This is a genomic window from Streptomyces sp. NPDC053541, from assembly GCF_044544705.1.
In the GTDB taxonomy this organism is placed as follows: domain Bacteria; phylum Actinomycetota; class Actinomycetes; order Streptomycetales; family Streptomycetaceae; genus Streptomyces.
Genome location: NZ_JBITXM010000011.1, coordinates 1 through 20,011, shown reverse-complemented (window position 1 = coordinate 20,011; position 20,011 = coordinate 1). Strand labels below are relative to the sequence as shown.

Sequence of the window (20,011 nt, the reverse complement as noted above, 5' to 3'; positions counted from 1 at the left end):
CCCCGTCGTCCCCGTCAGTGATGCCGCCCCTTCCCCGGCCCGTCCAGTATGGCTGCCGCCTCGGACAGTGCGTACGGCGCGGGTCGGGTCTCCGGTCCCAGCCGCTCCATCGCGCGCAGGATGTGGCGGGGCGGGAGCCGCCAGCGGAGCCGGCCGGGGACGCAGCGCAGCAGATTGGCCGTGGCGGTGAGCCGCCGGGTGACGGTCCCGGCGGGCGGCGCGGGCCGGCCGTAGAGGGCGTGGGCGTACGGGGGCAGGGTGTCGTACGCGAGGGCGGACACGCGCCGCCAGAACACCTCGCGCGCGGGGGCGAGGGCGGCCGGGACCGGGGGCCGGCGCAGGAACGCGTCCACGGTGCGGGCGTCCCGGCCGGCGGCGAGCCGTGGCCGGATCCCGGCGAAGTACGCGTCGAGCGCGGCGGTGCCGTCGGGCACCCGCTCGGGGTCGAGGCCGACGAGCCGGGCGGCGGTGCGCTGTTCGTCGACGTAGCGGTCGGCGAGGGCGTCGGTGAGCGGGATGCCGGAGCGGCGGACGACGTGGAGGTACGAGTCGATCTCGGCGCAGTGCACCCAGAGCAGCAGCTCGGGGTCGTCGACGCCGAGCAGCCGGTGGATCTTCCGCACCCGGGCGCCGGCCGCCTCGGCGGCTGCGGTGGTGCCGTAGGTCAGCGTGCCGACGAAGCTCGCGGTGCGCAGCAGGCGGCCCCAGGCGTCCTTGCGGAAGTCGCTGTTGATCATGACGCCGCGGACGGCGGCGGGGTGCAGCGCCTGGAGGTAGAGGGCGCGCACCCCGCCGATCCACATGACCGGGTCGCCGTGGATCTGCCAGGTGACGGACCGGGGTCCGAAGAGCCCGGGGTCGGGGTCCGGTCGGTGGTCCGGAGCCGGGTCGGGGTCGGGGTCGAGGGCCGGGTCGGGGTCGAGGGCCGGGTCGGGCGCGGGCGGCGTGCTCGGGCCGGGTTCCATGCGTCCAGGCTAGGACGGGCCCGGCGTGGCGGACAGGGTCAGCGCCAGATCGTCTGGACCGAGTCGAACTGCACCCAGGTGACGGGGTTTCCGGTGTTCGCGCCGAAGATCGTGACGGAGCCGGACGGGTTGATCTCGAAGCGGCAGGCGTTGACGCCCTGGCTGTTGTTGCGGGGCGCGGTGGCGCGCACGTACCCGGTGGGGAGGGCGAAGCCGTCGGGGAGCCGGCCGATGCGGGTGTCGGCGGTGAGGTTGCAGGTGACGAGACCGCGGGCCTGGAGGAAGACGGTGCCGGCGAGGGTGACGAGCCGGACCTCGGGGACGGCGGCGGGGTTGGGGGTGATGCCGGGTTCCAGGACGAGCGGGGTCCAGGCGCCGGCGTCGACGGTGCCGGGTTCGGCGGCGGCCGGGGTGGCGGTGGCGAGGCCGCCGGCGGTGAGGGCGGCGGGCAGGGCGAGGGCGGCGCCGAGGACGCTGCGGCGGTTGTGGGACGCGGACTTCCGGGACACGGGGCTCTGGGGCACGGGACTCCTTGCGAGGGAAGCGGTGTGGGGGGCGGGTCAGCGCCAGACGGCCTGGAAGGCGTCGAGCTGGGCCCAGGCGATCGGGGCGGTGGAGCGGGCGCCGTAGAGGCGGACGGCGCGGTCGCTGCCCACCTCGACCCGGGCGACGGCGGGGCCGGCGGGGGTGTCGCCGGTGGGCACGTTCGCCCGGGCGGTGACGCTGGGGACGAGCGCGTCGGGCAGGGTGCCGAGCACGGTGTCGGTGGTGAAGGGGCCGCGGACGCCGCCGGAGAACTGCAGGGTGGTGGTGCCGGCGAGGCTGATCAGGCGGGCCCGCGGCGGCTGCTGGTCGGCGCTCACGCCGGCGGCGAGGGCGAGCGGCTGCCAGTCGGTGAGGACCTTGACGCCGTCGGTCTCGGGGGCTCCGGAGAGCGACATGATCGTGCAGGTGCGCGGGCCGGGGTCCTCGCAGGCGAAGCCGAAGTGCAGGTGCGCGACGCCGTCGCGGACGGAGACGGCCATGCCCTCGGCCTCGCGCCAGACGAGGCCCGGCCCGGCGGTGACGTGCTGGTGGTCGAGCTGGGCGCCGGTGTCCCAGGCGAAGGCGGTGAGGTGGGTGTTGCCGGGCAGCGGCACGGTGTCGAGGCTCTGGCCCTTGAGGGTGTAGAGCACGCCGGCGTGGGAGGTGTAGCCCTGGAAGTCGGTGCCGTCGGCGGGCACGGCCGGGACGATCCGCCCGAGCTCCTGCCACTCCCCGGCCGTCGCCCGGGCGAGGTCGTAGCGGGCGAAGACGGTGGCGCCGTCGAGGGTGTAGCGCAGGACGAGTTCGCCGGCGCCGTGGTCGATGGTGGGGGTGAGGAACCGGGCGGCCGGGTCGGGGGTGTGGGCCGGGGTGTGGCGGGCGGTGCCGGAGTCGACGACGTCGCCGTCGGCGTAGGAGAAGGAGACGACGGCGGTGCCGTAGCCCTCGTTCTTGCTGTTGGGCATGGAGGCGGCCTCGGTCCACAGCCAGATCTGCCCGGCGCGGTTCTCGACGCCGAGGTTGACGCCGTGGCCGAATCCGCGCAGGTACATGTGGCCGGCGAGGGCGCCGGTGGGGCGGAGCCGCGTGAGGCACAGGTCGCCGCGGGCCTTGCGGGTCGGGTAGTCGAGGGCGGCGGGCTCGTCGGGGAGCCGGATGCCGCCGTCCATGATCTGGAGGACGAAGACGTCTCCGGAGACCGGGTCGATGCCGAAGGACTGCATGACGGTGCCGTTGTGCAGCGGGCGCCGGTGGAGCAGTTTGCCCACCGGGCCCGCGATGTCGATCTGTCCTGGGACGGTGACGCTCAAGGGCGCGGCTCCTCGGGTGCGGGGGGGGGGCTGGGGCTGGGGTGACGGCGTGCGAACGCCCGTCGTGGCGCGCGTGCGTGATCGAACCGCGTCAGTGTGCCGCACGCTTCCCCCGCCGTCGGGAGCCGGGGTGGGCGGACCGCCGATGCCCGGTGCGGGCGCACGAGTTGACGGTGGTTCAGGACAGGGCGTCGAGCGCGGTGAGGATGTCGGCGGGTTCGGCTCGGAGCGTGTAGTCGGTGCGCACGAAGGACCAGCGGACGGTGCCCTCGGGGTCGAGGACGTAGGTGGCGGGCAGCGGGAGGGTGCGCGGGTGGCCGCCGTTGACGTGCTGGAGGTCGAAGCCGAGGCGCTCGTAGACGGCGGCGAGTTCGTCGGAGAGGTCGAAGGCGAGGCCGTACGCCTTGGCGGTGTCCGAGCCGAGGTCGCTGAGCACGTCGAAGGCGAGGGCGTGCTTCTCGGTGAGGGACAGCGAGGCGTCGGGCACCTGCGGGGAGACGGCGACCAGGCGCGCGCCGCGTGCGGTGATCCCGTCGTGGTGCTGCTGGAGGGCGCGCAGGGCGAGGTTGCAGAAGGGGCACCAGGCACCGCGGTAGAAGGTGAGCACGACGGGGCCGGCCGCGAGCAGGACGTCCAGGGAGACGGTCGCGCCGGTCGCGGAGGGGAGCGCGAAGGCGGGGGCCTGCTCGCCGACGGCCAGGGCGCGGTCGGTCTGCCCGGAGGCGGCGAGCTCGGCGGCGGCCCGGTCCATCACGGCCAGCAGTTCGGCGGGGATGCGCTCGCCGCGCGAGGCGTGCAGGGCGCGCAGTTCGGCATGGAGGGAGGTCATGGGCGCAACTCCTCGATGGGTGTGCGGGATTGACGGAGCATCCGCGTCGCGGCAGGAACTTGGAACGACCGTTTCAAGATAGTCGCGGAGGGGGTCCGGCGCCAGGTTGTATCTTGGAACCTCTGTTTCAGGATTCCTTGTTGACGCCCTCCGGCCGGGCCGGGCGGAGGACCGGCGGGACGCGGGAGGGCGGGGCATGGCGGACGTCAAGCACTTCGATCCGGACGCGGCCCTGGAGACCGTGGTGCGGCTCTTCTGGCAGCGGGGCGTGGCGTCGACCGGCGTCCAGGACATCGTCACCGCCACCGGCGTCAACCGCTCCAGCCTCTACGCCACCTTCGGCGACAAGCAGGCCCTCTACCGTGCCGCCCTACTCCGCTACACGGAGCTGCACTCCCGGCCCGCCTTCCGGAACCTCGCCGAGGACGGCCGGGGGCTGCCGGCGGTCGCCGCCTTCTTCGACGGGCTGATCGCGGCGCGCTGCTCGGGGCCGTACGCCGGCTGGGGCTGCCTGATCGCCAACGCCCACGCCGGAGCGGGCGCCGCGGACGCCGACCCGGAGGTGCGGGCCCTGCTCGACGCGCACCACGAGTGGCTGCGCGCCGCACTGGAAGCGGCCCTGCGCGGGGCCGCCGAGCGCGGACAGCTCGTGCCGGGCGTCGATCCGGCCTCGGCCGCCGGGGTGCTCGCCCTCCTCGCGTACGGCGTCAACCTGCGCTCGCGGGCCGGCGCCGACGCCGCCGCGCTCACCGACTCCGTACGCGCCGCCCTGGCCCCGCTCGCCGCCCCGGCCACGCGCCCCTGACCCCTGAAACCACCTCCGGGAGAGACCGCATGACCACGCCCCCCGCCGTCCGGATCGGCGCCCTCGCCCCGCTGACCCCGCCCGGTTGGGCCGAGGCGGGCCGGCACCTGCTGGCCGGTCTCGAACTCGCCGTGCACGAGACCAACGCGGCCGGCGGCATCGACGGGCGCCCCGTCGAGCTCCTCGTCCGCGACACCGCGGGCGACCCGGCGCGGGCCGAGGCGGCCGTGGGCGAACTGGCCGGGCTCGGGGTCGCCGCGCTCGCCGGCGAGTACCACAGCGTCGTCGCGCGGGCCGCGGCCGGCCGGGCCGACGCCCTCGGTCTGCCCTTCCTCTGCTCCTCGGCGGTGCTGGACGCGCTCACCGACCACCCCACCGACCTGGTCGCCCGGATCGCGCCGGCCCAGTCCCTCGGCTGGCGCGGCTACGCGGACTTCCTGCTCGGCCGGCTCGGACCGGGCAGCCACCGGATCGCCGTGGCGGCCGACCCCGGCCTCTACTGGGAGTCCGGCACCCGGATCCTGCGCGAGCACGTCACCGCGCACGGCGGCGAGGTCCTCGTCCTGGACGCGCGCGCCCTCGGCCCCGAGGGCACGTGCGACGCGCTGGCCGCCGCCGGGGCGACGACCCTGCTGCTCCTGCTCGGCCACCCGGAGCCGGTGGTGCCCCTCGTCCGGGCCGTGCGCCGCGACCCCCGGCTCTCCGGCCTCCTGCTCGGCGCCCCGGCCGGGCAGCCCGAACTGCCTTCCTGGGGCGCCCTGCTGGGCACGGACGGCGCCGGCGTGCCCTTCCTCAGCTATCTGCCCGAGCGCCTCACCCCGCTCGGCGAGCGGGTCGCGGCGGAGCTGCGCGAGCGGCTGGGCGAGGAGCCGTCCTTCGTCGCCCACGAGGGGTACGACACGCTCACCGTGCTCGCCGAGGCGCTGCGCACCCGCGGCACGACGCCCGAGAAGCTCGCCGGGGCCTGGCCACACCTGTCCGTCGAGGGCACCCGGGGCCCGATCCGCTTCTCCCGGGTACCGGGCATCGGCGTCTGGCAGTGGGCCTGGCCGCCGGTCCGAATCGCCGACCGCGACCCGGCGGCCCCCGGCCGCTTCCGGGTGCGCCACACGGTCTGAGCGGGCCCGACCCTGATCCACCGGACCGGCCCTGATCCACCGGACCGGCCCTGGGGCTGTCCGGCGGATCAGGCCCACAGGCCCACAGGCCACGGCGTCTGGTGCATGGGGCCTCCCCAGGCCCACCAGCGCCGAGGGGAGGCATCGCAAGGTGCCGGAGCGTCTCGGCAGCGGAGCCATCGGGGCAGGTCCGCAACGCGGCGAGGCGCCGTGCCGGGGGCAGCCCCACCCAGGCTCCGCCGAGGGCACCCCCGCCCAGGCGAAGCTCCGGGGGGAGGCGCGGGCCCGGCCGTGGTCCGCCGGACCGGCCCTACTCCTCGGGGAGGCGCTCCGTCGCCGCGGCCACGTCCGTGCGGCGGGCGACCTCCGTCAGGGCGCGGGCCATCACGGAGTCGGGTTCCCGGGCGGCGGTGACCAGGCCGACCGGGACCGTGCGGGCGGGCTCCGTCATGGGCACCGCGCGCATGCCGCGCGGCACGCCGAAGACGTGCAGCCAGGTGTGCGGCACGACGCTCGCCCAACGGCCGGTGCGGACATGGGCGAAGAGGCCCGCCACCGAGTCCGTCTCCACCCGCGGCGAGGGGCTGACGCCCGCCTCGGCGAACAGTTCGTCGAGCACCCGGCGCCCCTGCATGGTCCCGGACAGCAGACAGAGCGGCAGCCGCGCGGCCTCCGCCCAGGTCGCCGCGCCGGCGGGGGCGAGGCCGTCGGAGGCGTCGGTGAGGAGCACGTACCGCTCCTCGTACAGCGGCACCGAGCGGAAGCCCGCCGGGAGATCCCCGCGCAGGTACGTGATGCCGGCGTCGAGCTCGAAGTCGCGCAGCCGGCGCAGGATGTCCTCCGCCTGCAGGTCGGCCGCCACCTCCACGGTGACCAGCGGGTGCTCGGCGCAGAAGGGGCCGGTCAGCTGGGCGACGGCGCCGGACGCGGTCGGGATCGCGCCGATCCGCAGCCGGCCGCTGAGCCCGCTGCGCAGGGCGGTCACCTCGGTGCGCAGGGCGTCGCGGTCGGCGAGGATCCGCTGTGCCCGCAGGACGATGCGCTCGCCCTCCGGGGTCAGGCCCTCGTAGGTGCGGCCGCGCCGGACCAGCGGCACGTCGAGTTCGTCCTCCAGCTTGCGGATGGCCTCGGACAGGGCGGGCTGGGAGACGTGGCAGGCCTGTGCGGCGCGGGCGAAGTGACGCTCGCGGGACAGCGCGACCAGGTACTCGAGTTGGCGGAACAGCACGTCACGGGTCTACCCGAGCTCCGGTGGGAACGCCAGTCGGCGCGTCCGGGGCGGTCGGCGTGCCCCGGGCCGGCACCCGCCGGTCGCCCGCGTACACGTTCATGGAGGTGCCCCGCAGGAAGCCGACCAGGGTCAGGCCGCTCTCCGCGGCCAGGTCCACGGCGAGCGAGGACGGCGCGGAGACGGCGGCGAGCACCGGGATGCCGGCCATCACCGCCTTCTGCACCAGTTCGAACGAGGCCCGGCCGCTCACCATCAGGACCGTGCCGCGCAACGGCAGCAGTCCCTCCCGCAGGGCGTGTCCGACGACCTTGTCCACGGCGTTGTGCCGGCCGACGTCCTCGCGCAGGCAGAGCAGTTCGCCGTCGCTGGTGAACAGTCCTGCGGCGTGCAGTCCGCCGGTGGTGTCGAAGACCCGCTGGGCCGCCCGCAGCCGGTCCGGCAGCACGCTGAGCACCTCCGGCGTGACGCGCGCCGGGTCGTCGGCGACCGGCCAGGCGGCCGTGGTGCGCACCGCGTCCAGGCTGGCCTTGCCGCACAGTCCGCAGGAGGAGGTGGTGTAGAAGTTGCGCTCCAGGGAGGCGTCGGGGGCGGGCGTGCCGGGGGCGAGCAGGACGTCCACCACGTTGTAGGTGTTGCCGCCGTCGGTGGTGGCGCCGGCGCAGTACCGGATGCCGGCGACGTCCCGGGTGGTGTGGGCGACCCCCTCGCCGACCAGGAACCCGGCGGCCAGGTCGAAGTCGTCGCCGGGGGTGCGCATGGTCACGGTCAGCGGCCGGCCGCCGACCCGGATCTCCATCGGTTCCTCGACGGCCAGGGTGTCCGGGCGGTACGCGGACGTGCCCTCGCGCACGCGCAGCACGCGGCGGCGTGCGGTCTTCCGTCCCATGGTTCGCTCCTCTTCGCTTCCTCGGTTTGGCTACCTCGGCTTGGCTTCCTCGGCTTGGCCTCCTCGACGGGGCCGGGGCCGGGTCCGGGCTCAGGGGGTGGCGCGGGAGGGTTCCAGGCGGACGAGGACGCCCTTGGAGGTCGGGCAGTTGCTGACGTCGGCGACGCTGTCCAGCGGCACGAGCACATTGGTCTCGGGGTAGTACGCGGCGGCCGAGCCCCGGCTGGTGGGGTAGGCGACGGTGCGGAAGGCCTCGGCGCGGCGCTCCCGGCCGTCGTGCCAGACGGTGACCAGGTCGACCAGGTCCCGGTCGGCGAGGCCGAGTTCGGCCAGGTCGTCGGGGTGGACGAGGACGACCCGGCGGGCGTTGTGGATGCCCCGGTAGCGGTCGTTGGGGGCGTACCAGACGGTGTTCCACTGGTCGTGCGAGCGCAGCGTCTGGAGGAGCAGGGTGCCGGGCGGGATCTCCGGCATGGTGAAGTCGTTGCGGGTGAAGACGGCCTTGCCGCTGGGGGTGGGGAAGACGCCCTGGTTCACCGGGTTGGGGAGGGTGAAGCCGCCGGGCACGGCGACCCGGGCGTTGAAGTCCTCGAAGCCGGGCACGACGCGCGAGACGCGGTCGCGGATGGCGCCGTAGTCGCGCTCGAACTCCTCCCAGGGGATCGCGGGTTCGTCGCCGAGGACGGCGCGGGCGAGCCGGCTGACGATGGCCACCTCGCTGAGCAGGTGCGGGGAGGCGGGCGGCAGCTTGCCCCGGGAGGCGTGCACGTCGCTCATGGAGTCCTCCACGGTGACGAACTGCTCGACGCCGTCCTGCACGTCCCGGTCGCTGCGGCCGAGGGTGGGCAGGATCAGGGCGGTCTCGCCGCAGACGGTGTGGGAGCGGTTGAGCTTGGTGGAGACGTGCGCGGTGAGCCGGCAGCGGCGCATCGCCTCCTCGGTGACGGCGCTGTCGGGGGTGGCCCGGACGAAGTTGCCGGCGACGCCGAGGAAGACCTTGGCGCGGCCCTCGTGCATGGCGCGGATCGCGTTCACGGCGTCGAGGCCGTGGTGCGAGGGCGGGGTGAAGCCGAACTCGCGGCCGAGGGCGTCGAGGAAGGACTGCGGCATGCGTTCCCACACGCCCATGGTGCGGTCGCCCTGGACGTTGCTGTGGCCGCGGACGGGGCACACGCCGGCGCCGGGGCGCCCGATGTTGCCGCGGGCGAGGAGGAAGTTGACGATCTCCCGGATGGTGGGCACGCCGTGCTTGTGCTGGGTGACGCCCATGGCCCAGCACACGATGACGCTGCGGCTGCGCAGGACCCGCTCGAACACGCTGTGAATCTCCGCGCGGTCCAGTCCGGTGGCCGCCAGGATGTCGTCCCAGGAGACCGTGCGCGCGTGCTCGGCGAACTCCTGGAAGCCGGTGGTGCTGCGCTCGATGAAGGCGTGGTCGAGCACGGTGCCGGGCGCCTCGTCCTCGGCCTCCAGGAGCAGCCGGTTGAGGGCCTGGAAGAGGGCGAGGTCGCCGCCGGCCCGGATGTGCAGGAAGAGGTCGGCGATGGGGGTGCCGCGGCCGAGGATGCCGCGGGCCTTCTGCGGGTGCTTGAAGCGCATGAGCCCGGCCTCGGGCAGCGTGTTGACGGCGACGACCTGGCCGCCGTTGCGCTTGGTCTCCTCCAGCGCGGACAGCATGCGCGGGTGGTTGGTGCCGGGGTTCTGGCCCACGACGAAGACCAGGTCGGCGTGGTGGAGGTCGTCGAGGGAGACGCTCCCCTTGCCGATGCCGAGCGTCTCACCGAGCGCGGAGCCGCTGGACTCGTGGCACATGTTGGAGCAGTCGGGCAGGTTGTTGGTGCCGAAGGCGCGGGCGAAGAGCTGGAGGAGGAAGGCGGCCTCGTTGTTGAGGCGGCCGGAGACGTAGAAGAGTGCCTCGTCGGGCGAGTCGAGCGCCTTGAGCTCGGCGGCCAGCAGACCGAGGGCCTCGTCCCAGCCGATCGGCTCGTAGTGGGTGGCGCCGGGGCGCTTGACCATGGGTTCGGTGAGCCGGCCCTGCTGGTTGAGCCAGTAGTCGGACTTGCCGTCGAGCTCGGCGACGGAGTGCTCGCGGAAGAACTCCCGGGTGACGCGGCGCGAGGTGGCCTCGTCGTTGATGTGCTTGGCGCCGTTCTCGCAGTACTCGTTCCTGTGTCGCTTGCCGGGCGCGGGCTCGGGCCAGGCGCAGCCGGGGCAGTCGATGCCCCGGGCCTGGTTGATGTTGAGGAGCGTCAGGGCGGTGCGGCGGGGCGAGGTCTGGCCGAGGGAGTACTCGAGGGCGTGTGTCACCGCCGGCAGTCCGGTCGCCCAGGTCTTGGGCGGGGTGACCTTGAGATCGTCGGTGGGGTCCTCGACTCCGCTGCTCATGTCCGCCTGCCTCTTTTCCGAATCGTTCGACGGAATGGCGAAACCGCCGGATGGGATTTCACGAGAGTCGGCCTCGCCTTGTCAAAGAGGTGGCTCCGATGACGAGATAGGCGGCACCGATCACTCGACGAAACAGGACTGTGACCTGCGGGAACGCGCGACGGATAGGCGTCACCGATGCCGTCATCGGCGGCCCCTCTTTGACTTTCGCCAGAAATCGTCCGAGGGTTTTCCGTGAGTGATCGAGCGAGGATTTCCCGGAAGAGCGGAAGGGCAGCACCGTGACCCGTCGGCCCGCCGCCCGCCTGGGACGCGCCCTGTCACCGCGGGGCGCACTCGCCCTCCAGGGGGTCGACGGCGCCCTCGCCTTCGCGCTCCGCGCGGCGGCCGCGATGGCCCTCCCCGCGGTGCCGCTCGCCATGGCGGGCCGGGCCGACGAGGCCGTGTACGCGATGCTCGGGGCCTTCACCACCACCTTCGGCCGCAATCTGCCGTACGGGCCCCGGGCGCGGGTGCTCGCGCTGGTCGCCGTGGCGATGACGGCCTGCGTGGCGGGCGGCGGCGCGCTCGGCGCCTGGGCCCGGCCCCAGGACGGCGGGGCCGGCGCCGCCCTTGTGGTCACCGTGACGGCGCTGGTGGCCGGGGCGGCCAAGTTCGCGTGCGACGCGGCCCGGCTGCGGGGCCTCGGCGCCGTGCTGCTGCTGTTCTCCTTCGCGGTCACGGCCAACGGCGCGCCCGCCTGGGAGGACGTCCTGCCGCACACCGGCCTGGCCGCCGCGGGCGCGGCCGTGGCCTGGCTGCTCGGGGTGTCCGGCCGTCTCGTGCACCCGGACCATCCACGGTGCCTCGCGGTCGCCGCCGCGCTGCGCGAACTCGCCGACCTGCTCGGAGCGATGGCCACGGGCCGGGGGCTCCGGACCGCCCGGCACCGGGCGACCGCCACGGTGCTCCAGGCGTACCGGACGCTGGGGCTGCTGCCTCCGACGGCGACCGGACCGAACGGCGGCGGCATCGGCCGCCGCGACAACGCCGACGGCCGGGGCGACGTCTGCGTCCGGCTCGCCGACCTGTCCTGGTCCCTGCTCATCGGCTCGGCCCGCCGCGTCCCGGCCGACCCGGCCCGCCTCGCCGAAGACCTGCGCGTCCAGGTGCGGGTCCTGGTGAGCCGCCGGGGCGGCGATCCGGACCCGGCGGGCCTCGCGCGAGCGGTCGCGGCGCTCCGGGGCGCGGCGCCCGGCGGATCCGACGACGGACCGGCGCCCGCCCGTCCCGCCGCCGAGCTGCGGACCTGGGAGCTGTTCGCGGGCCGCGCCCACACCCGTACGGCGGTGCTCCTCGTGCCCGCCCTGCGGATGGTCCTCGGCACGGGCGCGGCGGGTCTGGCGGCCCTGGCCCTCGGGCTCGGCCACGGGTACTGGGCGTCGGTCTCGGCGGCGGCCGTGCTGCACTCGGTCACCGTGCGCACGGCGGCCCAGCGGGCCGTGCAGCGCACCCTGGGCACGGGCGCCGGCCTGGTGCTCGCGCTCGGCATCCTGGCGGCGCGCCCGGATCCGCCGGTGCTCGTCCTGCTGGTGGTGCTCCTGGAGTTCCTGATGGAGTACGTGGTCGCGCGCAACTACGGGCTCGGCGTGGTCTTCCTGACCCCGCTGGCGCTGCTCCTCAGCGATCTCGCCGCACCCGCCCCGGCCGACGCCCTGGTCCAGGACCGGGCCCTGGGCAGTCTCCTCGGCATCGGCGTCGCGCTGGTCTGCGCGCTGCTCGTGGTGCACGACCGCGCGGCGCGGCGCGCGGAGCGCGCGCTGGCGGCGTGCGCCGAGGCCGCCGACGCGGCGGAGCGGTCCCTCGCGGCCGGCGACCCGGCTTCCTTCCCGCACGTCCAGTCGCGGCTCGCGGCCGCGGTGGTGGAGCTGCGCGAGGCGGACGACGCGGCGGCGGGCGAACTCTGGCCCGCGGAACTCGACCCCACCGAACTGGCCGCCGCGGAACAGCGCGCGTACGCCCTCCTGGACCGGCTGGTCCGCGGCCACTGAGCCGACGAGCGCCCGGCCCGCCTGCCCCGGCCCGCCCGAGGTCCCCCGGCCCGCCTGCCCTCCCCCGGCCTGCCTGTCCCCGCCCGCCGCTCAACTCGCCGGGCTGACCGTCACCTTCAGGTGCTTCATGATCGGCTGGTCGCTCTGGGTGCTGTAGTCGGCGAGCGCGCACAGCACGTTCATCTCCGGCATGTAGCCGGCGGCGCAGCCGCGCGGGATGTCGTACGGGATCGCGAGGTAGCCCTTGAGGTGGCGGCGGCTGCCGTCGCGGGCGGTGCTCGTGATGTCGACCGGCGCCATGTCCGCGATGCCGCGCTCGCGCATGTCGGCGCGGTTCATGAAGATCAGGGTGCGCAGGTTCCTGATGCCGCGGTAGCGGTCGTTGTCGGAGTAGATCGTGGTGTTCCACTGGTCGTGCGAGCGCATGGTGCCGAGGGCCAGGGTGCCGGGCTCGGGCACCACGTCGGGCAGCGGGGCGGTGGAGAACTCGGCCTTGCCGGACGGCGTGAGGAAGACCAGTTCGCGGGCCGGCTGCTTGATGCGGAAGCCCAGCGGGAGGCGGACGCGGCGGTTGAAGTCCTCGAAGCCGTCGAGGGCCTTGGCCATGGTGTCGCGGATGCGGTCGTAGTCCTCGACGTACCACTCCCAGGGCGTCTCGCTGTCGGGCAGCGCGGCCCGTGCCATGCCGGCGACGATCGCGGGCTCGGAGAGCAGGTGCGGGGAGGCGGGACGCTTCATGCCGAGCGACAGGTGCACCATGCTCATCGAGTCCTCGACGGAGGTGCTCTGGACGCCCTTGCGCTGGCGGTCCTTCTCGGTGCGGCCGAGGCAGGGCAGGATCAACGCCTGCCGCCCGTGCACGATGTGACTGCGGTTCAGTTTGGTGCTGACCTGCACGGTGAGCTCGCACCTGCGCAGCGCCTCGTAGGTGAGCGGGGAATCGGGCGCGGCCAGCGCGAAGTTGCCGCCCATGGCGACGAAGACCTTGACGCGCCCGTCCAGCATGGCCTGGATGGTGCCGACGGTGTCCAGGCCGTGCTCGCGCGGCGGGTCGATGCCGCAGGCCTCCGCAAGCCGGTCCAGGAACTCGGGGGTGGGCCGGTGGTCGATGCCGCAGGTCCGGTTGCCCTGGACGTTGCTGTGGCCGCGCACCGGGGAGGGGCCGGCGCCCTCGCGGCCGAGGTTGCCGCGGAGCAGGAGCAGGTTGACGATCTCGCGGACGGTGTCCACGCCGTGCTCGTGCTGGGTGAGCCCGAGGCACCAGCTGATGATGCTGCGGTCGGCCTCGCCGTAGACGCGGGCCGCCTTGAGGACGTCCTCGCGGCTCAGTCCCGACTGGCGCTCGATCTCCTCCCACGGCGTGGCCTCGCACAGCGCGCGGTACTCGGCGAAGCCGTGGGTGTGCCGTTCGACGAACAGCTCGTCCAGCGCCTTGGGGTCGGTGGCCGACTGTTCGATGATGGCCTTCGCCATGCCGCGCAGCAGCGCCATGTCCCCGCCGATCCGCGGCTGGAGGTTGAGGGTGCTGGTGCGCGTGGAGTGGAAGGTGGCCATGTCCCGGAAGTCGTGCGGGATGATGGTGCGGGTGGCGGCCGCCTCGATCAGCGGGTTGACGTGCACGATCTGTGCGCCGCGGTGGTACGCCTCGGCGAGCGCGGTCAGCATCCGGGGCGCGTTGGAGGCCGCGTTGACGCCGAAGACGAAGAGGGCGTCGGCGGTCTCCCAGTCCTTCAGGTCGACCGTTCCCTTTCCGGTGCCGAGCGCGGCCTGCAGGGCCCGGCCGCTGGCCTCGTGGCACATGTTGGAGCAGTCGGGCAGGTTGTTCGTGCCCAGCTCCCGGGCCATCAGCTGGTAGAGGAAGGTGGCCTCGTTGCCGAGCCGCCCGGAGGTGTAGTACGAGGCCTCGTTCGGGTCCGCGAGGCCGCGCAGGGTGCGCCCGACCAGCTCGAAGGCGTCCTTCCAGCTGATCGGCACGTAGTGGTCGGTGTCCGGGTCGTAGACCATGGGCTCGGTGAGCCGGCCCTGGTCCTCCAGGTCGAAGTCGGTCCACCCCTCCAGCTCGGTCACGCTGTGCGCGGCGAAGAACGCGCGGCCGACCCGCTTGGCGGTCATCTCCCACGTGACGTGCTTGATGCCGTTCTCGCAGATGTCCAGGTGGAGGCCCTTGGTGTCGTCGGGCCAGGCGCAGCCGGGGCAGTCGAAGCCGCTGTTCTCGTGGTTCATCTTCATGATCGCCCGCGGCCCGTCCACGGGCAGGGCGCGCTCGCGCAGCATGAACCGGGTGACGCTCTTGGCCGCACCCCAGCCCGCGGCGGGGTGGTGGTACGGGTGGAACTCGGGGTCCCCCTGGGGGACGGGGCCGACCCTGGGCTCGGTCTCGGGGGCGGTTTCCGGCGCGTCCTTCTCGACGGTCACGACACTCAACCCTTCCCGGCGGGGGCGCACGGAGGCCCGGGGGCCGACCTCCACCTTCGTGCAGACTAAGTCGGCCGCGCAGGCCCCGCCATCCGGGCCGTTCGGGCGCGGGCGGACGTCAGGCCCCGGCCCCGTTCCCGGCGCTCGCCGCGCCGGCACTCGCCGCACCGGAGGCCTCCGCGGCCTCGGCGGCGATCCGGTCGAACTGGGCGCCCATCGCCTCGGCGAGCGCCTGCGCGGCGGAGAGCGGCCGGACCATGACGGTGAAGTCGTCGATCCTGCCCTCCTCGTCGAAGTGGAGGAAGTCGCAGCCCTGGATCCGCCGCCCGCCCACGGTGGCGGTGAAGACGAGGGCGTGGTCGCGGTCGGCGGGGTCGGCGATCTCGCGGACGTACGTGAAGTCCTCGAGGACCCGCATCACACCGCGCAGGATGGCGGCGGTGACGGCCTTCCCGGGGTACGGCTTGAAGGCGATGGGGCTGGTGAAGACGACGTCCTCGGCGAGGAGGGCCTCGATGGCGGTCGCGTCGCGGTTCTCGACGGCCTGGCGGAAGGGATGCACGAGAATCACCTGTATTCAATAAGTTGATTAGGTGCATCGGAGATTAAGTGCACGACCAGGCCTTGTCCACCCCGACACCGGCAGTGCGGACCCCGGCAGTGCGGGCTGCGTGATCACATGGGACAGTCGCCGCCAACCAGGAGGACCGAAGTGCTGTTGCGCAATGTGGTGCTTGAGGACGTCGATGCTTACATCCGGATGCGATGCGATCCCGACATGATGAAGGATCTCGGGGGTCCACTGCCGCGCGAAGGCATGGACGAGAAGGTGCGGCGCGATGTCCGGCGGGCTGCCGAGGACACCGCCTGGACCAAAATGATCATCCCCGAAGCGGCTGACCCCTCGGTGGTCGCCGGAACCGTCTCCCTGTGGTCTCACGAAGTCGACGGCCAGTACATATCCGAAATCGGCTGGATGGTCCTGCCCGCCTTCCAAGGCCAGGGCTACGGCAAGCGAGCCGTGCGGGCCCTGCTGGAGATGGCCGCGGAGGACGGCCGCTGGGGACTCATCCACGCCTTTCCCGCAACCGGCAACCTGCCTTCCAACGGTATCTGCCGCGCCGTCGGCTTCACGTTCGTCGGAGAACAGAGCCTGGAATTCGCCGGTCGCGTTCTGGACACCCATCACTGGGTCGTCGACCCACGCACCCAGTTGACCTGACCATCAACGAGCCGTTGGTACAGAGCCCTCGGAAGACCTCCGGGGCCGTCGGCGGCAGTCAGTGCCGACCATCCCGTCCTTACGCCGACCAAGACGCCTCGGCACGTCCTCGCTCAGCGGCGGACCCTCGGCATGCCCAGGCCGATCCAGGAGATGATCTCCCGCTGGATCTCGTTGTTGCCGCCGCCGAAGGTGAAGATGACGGCGGAGCGGTAGCCGCGTTCGAGTTCGCCGTGGAGGACCGCGCCGGCCGAGCCCTCCTTGAGGGCGCCGGCCGCGCCGGTGACCTCCATGAGGGCGGCGTAGGCGTCGCGGCGGGCCTCGGAGCCGTAGACCTTGACGGCGGAGGCGTCCTGAGGGGTGAGGGTGCCGTTCTGGACGGCGTTCACCATCTGCCAGTTGAGCAGCTTCATCGCGTCGAGCCGGGCGTGGGTGCGGGCCAGGGTGCGGCGGACCCAGCCGAGGTCGAGGACCCGGCGCCCGTCGGCGAGCTTGGTGTCGGCGGCCCAGCGGCGCACGTCGTGGAGGGCGCGGATGGCCATGGTGCCGTGGGCGGCGAGGGTGACCCGCTCGTGGTTGAGCTGGTTGGTGATCAGGCGCCAGCCCGCGTTCTCCTCGCCGACCCGGCGCGAGCAGGGGACGCGCACGTTCTCGTAGTAGCTCGCGGTGGTGTCGTGCGAGGCCAGGGTGTTGATCACGGTGCACGAGTAGCCGGGGTCGGAGGTCGGCACGAGGACCATGGTGATGCCCTTGTGCGGCGGGGCCGCCGGGTCGGTGCGGACGGCGAGCCAGACCCAGTCGGCGGTGTCGCCGTTGGTGGTCCAGATCTTCTGCCCGTTGACGGTGTAGTGGCCGGTGGTCTCGTCGCCCTCGCGGACGGCCCGGGTCTTCAGCGCGGCGAGGTCGGTGCCGGCGTCCGGCTCGCTGTAGCCGATCGCGAAGTCGATCTCGCCGGAGAGGATCCCCGGCAGGAAGTACTCCTTCTGTTCCTCCGTGCCGAACCGCATGAGCGTCGGCCCGACGGTGTTCAGGGCCATCAGCGGCAGCGGCACGCCGGCCTGGGCGGCCTCGTCGAAGAAGATGAACTGCTCCATCGGGGTCAGGCCGCGGCCGCCGTACTCGACGGGCCAGCCCACACCCAGCCAGCCGTCGGCACCGAGGCGGCGCACGGTCTCGCGGTAGAAGCGCTTCTGGGCGGCCGGGTCGGCGTAACGGGCGTGCACGTCCTCGGGCACCAACTCGGCGAAGTAGGCGCGCAGTTCGGCACGCAGACGGTGCTGGGCGGGGGTGTAGTCGAGGTGCATGGCGTCTCCCGTGGCCGGTGGCTCCGCGCGGTGGTGCGCCACGGTAGAACGTGTTCCACACATGCGGAAGGCCCGTGCGGGTGCCGATCCCGTACGGGCCTTCGCGCCGCCCCCGGCGGGCGGGGGCGCCGCGTCGCGCGTGCGCCGGTCAGGGGAGCAGCTCGTCCAGGCAGGCGCGCCCCTTCTCCGCCATGCGCCGCTCGGCCCAGGCGAGGTTCTTCGGATTCACGTCACGGCCGGAGGCGAGGACGACGTCCTCGGCCGTGTACTCGCCCTCGGACCCGGCGTGGAGCAGCCGGTCGGGCGTGGGCTGGTCCCCCCCGACCCCCCGGGACGTCTTGTCGGTGTCACCGTTCATGCCGCGAGCCTCCTGTTCTGCAGATTCTGCAGGCACTCGCCATTCTCGTGTGCCGCTCACCGGCCCGCATCCGGGCCCGCCCGCGCCCCGGCCCCGGCCCGGCCGCGCGGGCCGTGTCGGTGGCGCGTCGGAGGCGTGTCGGAGCCGGCGGGGAGGGTGGGGGCACGCCCCCGCGAACCCGCGGGGTCCGCCGGTCCACCACGGGAGCCGCCATGCCGGAACAGCCGCCGAACCAGCCCTCCACCAGTGCCTTCCCCCTGTGCCGGGTGCACGTCACCGGGATCCGCGCGCTCACCCCGCGCATGGTCCGGGTCACCCTGGGTGTGCCCTCGCCGGCGGGCGCGCCGTTCGACCGGCCCGACGCACAGGTGAAGCTGTACTTCCCGCGCCCCGGGCAGCGCGAGCCGGAGCTGCCGGCGCCGGACCCGGACGGGGACGTGATGCGCTGGTACGGAGCGTGGGCGGCGATGCCTGAGGCGCGCCGCCCGGTCATGCGGAGCTACACGGTCCGGGCGTACGACGCGGCGGCCGGGACCGTCGACGTCGACTTCCATCTCCACGGCGGCCCGGCCGGCGCCCCGGGCGCGGAGGGGCCGGCCACGCGCTGGGCGCGGGGCGCGCGGGCCGGGGACGTGCTGGGGATGTTCGGGCCGTCCGAGGAGTTCGCCGCGCCCGTCGATCCCGGGGCCGGCGACTGGGCGCTGCTCGTCGCCGACGCGTGCGCGCTGCCCGCGCTGGCCACCGTCGTCCGGGCGCTGCCGCCCGGGCACCGGGCGGTCGCCTTCGTGCGGGTCGCCGGCCCGGAGGAGCGGCAGCCGCTGCCGACGGCCGGTGAGCTGACCGTGCACTGGGTGTACGGGGAGCGGCCCGAGCTCGTGGTGCCGGCGGTGCGGGCCGCGGCCCTGCCGGAGGGCGTGCCGTACGTGTGGCTGGCCGGGGAGGCCGGGGTCGTACGGGAGCTGCGGCGGCACCTGGTGGAGGAGTGCGGGGCGGACCGGCGGGCGATCGACTTCGCGGGGTACTGGCGCCGCCGGCTCACCCAGGACGACGCGCCGACCCCGGAGGACCTGGCGGAGGCCCGGGAGCGTCTGGCGCTGCTCACGGAGCGGACTCCCGGACCCGCCGCGCCGCCTCCCGCACGGTGAGCGCCGCGCCCTCCTCGTACCGCGCGGCGAGGAGATCGGGCGCGAGGGCGGCGCGCAGGGCCCGCTCGGCCTCGGCGCGGACGCCGGCCTCGGTGGTGGTGGTGAGCGGGCGGATGCCGGCGCCGCCGGGGGTGCCGCAGTGGGCGTCGTACGCGCCGAGGAGCCGGGCGCCCTCCTCGGCGGCGCCGGTGCCGGCGAGGGCCCAGGCGGCGGTGGCGAACTGGGTGACGACCAGGTAGGGCGCCACCAGGTAGGCGAGCGCCTCCATCTCCCGTACGGCCCCGGCGAGTCGGGCGACGGCCTCCTCGTGGCGTCCGTCCACGCAGTCCAGCCAGCCGCCGAGGCCGTCCAGCATGCCCTGGAAGAGTCCGGGCGTGATGTCGCTGAACTCGGCCTGCATCAGGTCGAGTTGTTCGCGCGCCTGGCCGGTGCGGCCGGTGTTGCCGTAGTGCTGGGCGAGCAGCAGCCGGGCGGTGCTGACGGCTTCGACGCCGGACTCGCCGGACTCGGCGGCGGCGTCGACGAGCATCCGCTCGGCGTCGGCGCGGGCCCGCGGGTCGCCGGCCACCTCGGGGGTGCGCAGCCGCACGGCGGCGAGCAGGGCGCGGAAGACGGGGATCTGCGAGCGGGCGCCGAGCCGGGCGACGGCGTCGATCGCGCGCGCGAAGTCGGCGGCGGCCTCGGCGGTCCGCCCGGCGCGCTCGTGGGTCTCGCCGCGCGCGGCGAGCGCCTCGGCGATGCCCCAGGAGTCCTCGGCGGCCTCGAACAGGGCGAGGGCCTCCGCCGCGTCCCTGCCCTGTTCGCCGAGCAGCTTGGCGCGCAGCAGCAGGGCGTAGGCGAGGTCCCAGGCGTCGCCGTGGGCGCGGGCGGCGGCGACGAGGGCGGACAGGGTGGCGTCGAGCCCGGCGTAGCGGCCGGTCATGAGCTGGGCGAAGAACCACATGGTGCCGGGGTGCCGGGCCACCTGCGGCAGCCCGGGGCGGTAGGCGGCGATCACCGCGTCGAGGCGCGCCCGGGTCTCCGGCTGTTCCAGGGCGGTGGCGCCGGAGCCGCCCTCGGTGGCGAGGGCGAGGAGCCGTCCGCCGCGCCGGGCCTCCCACAGGCGCTCCCCGGTCCACGGCGGCGGGACGTCCCCGCACCGCCCGTCGAGGGCCGACGCGGCCCGGACGGGCGGGGCGAAGGGGTCGGGGCCGAGCGTGACGGCGGCCGCGGTCCAGGTCCGGGCGTCGTGGTGGTGGTTGCGCAGCTGCCAGAACCAGCTCATGGCGTGCACGAGGCACAGGGCCTCCTGCTCGGCGCCGGTCCGTACGGCGGTCCGCAGCGCCCCGCGGATGTTGTCGTGCTCGGTCTCCAGCCGGGCGAGGGCGAACGCCTGGCGCGGGCCGCGGAGTTCGGGGTCGGTGCGGCGGGCGAGTTCGCGGTAGTGCACCAGGTGGCGGTGCTCGGCCGCGGCCCGGTCGCCCGCCTCGTCCAGCCGCTCCCC

General features: G+C 74.4%; 16 protein-coding genes and 1 pseudogene. 5 read left to right on the top strand and 12 right to left on the bottom strand.

The window, feature by feature from the left end; all coding sequences use genetic code 11:
* Positions 1-14 precede the first annotated feature (14 nt).
* The 4 genes from ACIGW2_RS26775 to ACIGW2_RS26760 all read right to left on the bottom strand — a co-directional run bounded on the left by ACIGW2_RS26775 (position 15) and on the right by ACIGW2_RS26760 (position 3,629).
* Positions 15-965, bottom strand: coding sequence for an oxygenase MpaB family protein (locus ACIGW2_RS26775; protein ID WP_399846561.1), 951 nt, complete (start codon positions 963-965; stop codon positions 15-17).
* Between the two features lie 38 nt (positions 966-1,003).
* The gene (locus tag ACIGW2_RS26770) at positions 1,004-1,489 is read right to left on the bottom strand and encodes a hypothetical protein (RefSeq protein ID WP_399846559.1); all 486 of its coding nucleotides are present in this window, start codon (positions 1,487-1,489) and stop codon (positions 1,004-1,006) included.
* 36 nt (positions 1,490-1,525) lie between these two features.
* Complete coding sequence (locus ACIGW2_RS26765; protein WP_399846557.1) at positions 1,526-2,800, bottom strand: hypothetical protein; 1,275 nt, start codon at positions 2,798-2,800, stop codon at positions 1,526-1,528.
* 178 nt (positions 2,801-2,978) lie between these two features.
* Complete coding sequence (locus ACIGW2_RS26760) at positions 2,979-3,629, bottom strand: peroxiredoxin-like family protein (protein WP_391655355.1); 651 nt, start codon at positions 3,627-3,629, stop codon at positions 2,979-2,981.
* A gap of 196 nt (positions 3,630-3,825) precedes the next feature.
* Between ACIGW2_RS26760 and ACIGW2_RS26755 the strand changes: the two genes are divergently transcribed.
* Together ACIGW2_RS26755 and ACIGW2_RS26750 are read left to right on the top strand one after the other, a co-directional pair.
* Entirely contained in the window at positions 3,826-4,434 is a 609-nt protein-coding gene (locus ACIGW2_RS26755; protein ID WP_399846556.1) for a TetR/AcrR family transcriptional regulator, read from the top strand.
* A gap of 29 nt (positions 4,435-4,463) precedes the next feature.
* Positions 4,464-5,552: an ABC transporter substrate-binding protein gene (locus tag ACIGW2_RS26750; RefSeq protein WP_399846554.1), complete on the top strand. Its 1,089-nt coding sequence runs from the start codon at positions 4,464-4,466 to the stop codon at positions 5,550-5,552.
* A gap of 310 nt (positions 5,553-5,862) precedes the next feature.
* On the opposite strand, the gene ACIGW2_RS26745 is transcribed toward ACIGW2_RS26750, so the two are convergent.
* The 3 genes from ACIGW2_RS26745 to ACIGW2_RS26735 all read right to left on the bottom strand — a co-directional run bounded on the left by ACIGW2_RS26745 (position 5,863) and on the right by ACIGW2_RS26735 (position 10,054).
* On the bottom strand, positions 5,863-6,780 hold the full coding sequence (locus ACIGW2_RS26745) for a LysR family transcriptional regulator (protein ID WP_361582208.1): 918 nt from the start codon (positions 6,778-6,780) through the stop codon (positions 5,863-5,865).
* Between the two features lies 1 nt (position 6,781).
* Positions 6,782-7,669, bottom strand: a complete 888-nt coding sequence (fdhD, locus tag ACIGW2_RS26740) for a formate dehydrogenase accessory sulfurtransferase FdhD (RefSeq protein WP_399846552.1) — start codon at positions 7,667-7,669, stop codon at positions 6,782-6,784.
* 90 nt (positions 7,670-7,759) lie between these two features.
* Positions 7,760-10,054: an FdhF/YdeP family oxidoreductase gene (locus tag ACIGW2_RS26735; RefSeq protein WP_391655352.1), complete on the bottom strand. Its 2,295-nt coding sequence runs from the start codon at positions 10,052-10,054 to the stop codon at positions 7,760-7,762.
* A 392-nt stretch (positions 10,055-10,446) separates the two neighbouring features.
* On the opposite strand from ACIGW2_RS26735, the gene ACIGW2_RS26730 reads away from it, so the two are divergent.
* Positions 10,447-12,084 carry an FUSC family protein gene (locus ACIGW2_RS26730; RefSeq protein WP_399846853.1) on the top strand — a complete coding sequence of 546 codons (1,638 nt, stop codon included), beginning with the start codon at positions 10,447-10,449 and terminating at the stop codon, positions 12,082-12,084.
* A gap of 90 nt (positions 12,085-12,174) precedes the next feature.
* Here ACIGW2_RS26730 and ACIGW2_RS26725 read toward each other — a convergent pair whose 3' ends face one another.
* The gene (locus ACIGW2_RS26725) at positions 12,175-14,508 is read right to left on the bottom strand and encodes an FdhF/YdeP family oxidoreductase (RefSeq protein WP_399846548.1); all 2,334 of its coding nucleotides are present in this window, start codon (positions 14,506-14,508) and stop codon (positions 12,175-12,177) included.
* A 109-nt stretch (positions 14,509-14,617) separates the two neighbouring features.
* Entirely contained in the window at positions 14,618-15,061 is a 444-nt protein-coding gene (locus tag ACIGW2_RS26720; protein WP_399846545.1) for a nuclear transport factor 2 family protein, read from the bottom strand.
* Between the two features lie 150 nt (positions 15,062-15,211).
* On the opposite strand from ACIGW2_RS26720, the gene ACIGW2_RS26715 reads away from it, so the two are divergent.
* A complete protein-coding gene (locus tag ACIGW2_RS26715) occupies positions 15,212-15,721 on the top strand; it encodes a GNAT family N-acetyltransferase (protein WP_391655350.1) in 510 nt (169 codons plus the stop codon).
* 113 nt (positions 15,722-15,834) lie between these two features.
* Here ACIGW2_RS26715 and ACIGW2_RS26710 read toward each other — a convergent pair whose 3' ends face one another.
* Positions 15,835-17,025, bottom strand: a complete 1,191-nt coding sequence (locus ACIGW2_RS26710; protein ID WP_399846542.1) for an acyl-CoA dehydrogenase family protein — start codon at positions 17,023-17,025, stop codon at positions 15,835-15,837.
* A 148-nt stretch (positions 17,026-17,173) separates the two neighbouring features.
* Positions 17,174-17,383, bottom strand: a complete 210-nt coding sequence (locus ACIGW2_RS26705) for a hypothetical protein (protein WP_356075043.1) — start codon at positions 17,381-17,383, stop codon at positions 17,174-17,176.
* A 212-nt stretch (positions 17,384-17,595) separates the two neighbouring features.
* Here ACIGW2_RS26705 and ACIGW2_RS26700 point away from each other — a divergent pair, with 212 nt between their 5' ends.
* Positions 17,596-18,528 (top strand): siderophore-interacting protein, encoded by a 933-nt coding sequence (locus tag ACIGW2_RS26700; RefSeq protein ID WP_399846540.1) that lies wholly within the window; start codon positions 17,596-17,598, stop codon positions 18,526-18,528.
* Here the strand turns inward: ACIGW2_RS26700 and ACIGW2_RS26695 are convergent.
* Positions 18,482-20,011 (bottom strand): annotated as a pseudogene (locus ACIGW2_RS26695) (AfsR family transcriptional regulator); the annotation flags it as partial. The gene ACIGW2_RS26700 and the pseudogene ACIGW2_RS26695 overlap by 47 nt on opposite strands.

What these genes read in the sequence shown, in the direction of transcription:
- ACIGW2_RS26775 (WP_399846561.1), bottom strand. Translation starts at nt 965, where the DNA reads ATGGAACCCGGCCCGAGCACGCCGCCCGCGCCCGACCCGGCCCTCGAC.
- ACIGW2_RS26760 (WP_391655355.1), bottom strand. Translation starts at nt 3,629, where the DNA reads ATGACCTCCCTCCATGCCGAACTGCGCGCCCTGCACGCCTCGCGCGGC.
- ACIGW2_RS26755 (WP_399846556.1), top strand. Translation starts at nt 3,826, where the DNA reads ATGGCGGACGTCAAGCACTTCGATCCGGACGCGGCCCTGGAGACCGTG.
- ACIGW2_RS26750 (WP_399846554.1), top strand. Translation starts at nt 4,464, where the DNA reads ATGACCACGCCCCCCGCCGTCCGGATCGGCGCCCTCGCCCCGCTGACC.
- fdhD (WP_399846552.1), bottom strand. Translation starts at nt 7,669, where the DNA reads ATGGGACGGAAGACCGCACGCCGCCGCGTGCTGCGCGTGCGCGAGGGC.
- ACIGW2_RS26735 (WP_391655352.1), bottom strand. Translation starts at nt 10,054, where the DNA reads ATGAGCAGCGGAGTCGAGGACCCCACCGACGATCTCAAGGTCACCCCG.
- ACIGW2_RS26730 (WP_399846853.1), top strand. Translation starts at nt 10,447, where the DNA reads ATGGCCCTCCCCGCGGTGCCGCTCGCCATGGCGGGCCGGGCCGACGAG.
- ACIGW2_RS26710 (WP_399846542.1), bottom strand. Translation starts at nt 17,025, where the DNA reads ATGCACCTCGACTACACCCCCGCCCAGCACCGTCTGCGTGCCGAACTG.
- ACIGW2_RS26705 (WP_356075043.1), bottom strand. Translation starts at nt 17,383, where the DNA reads ATGAACGGTGACACCGACAAGACGTCCCGGGGGGTCGGGGGGGACCAG.
- ACIGW2_RS26700 (WP_399846540.1), top strand. Translation starts at nt 17,596, where the DNA reads ATGCCGGAACAGCCGCCGAACCAGCCCTCCACCAGTGCCTTCCCCCTG.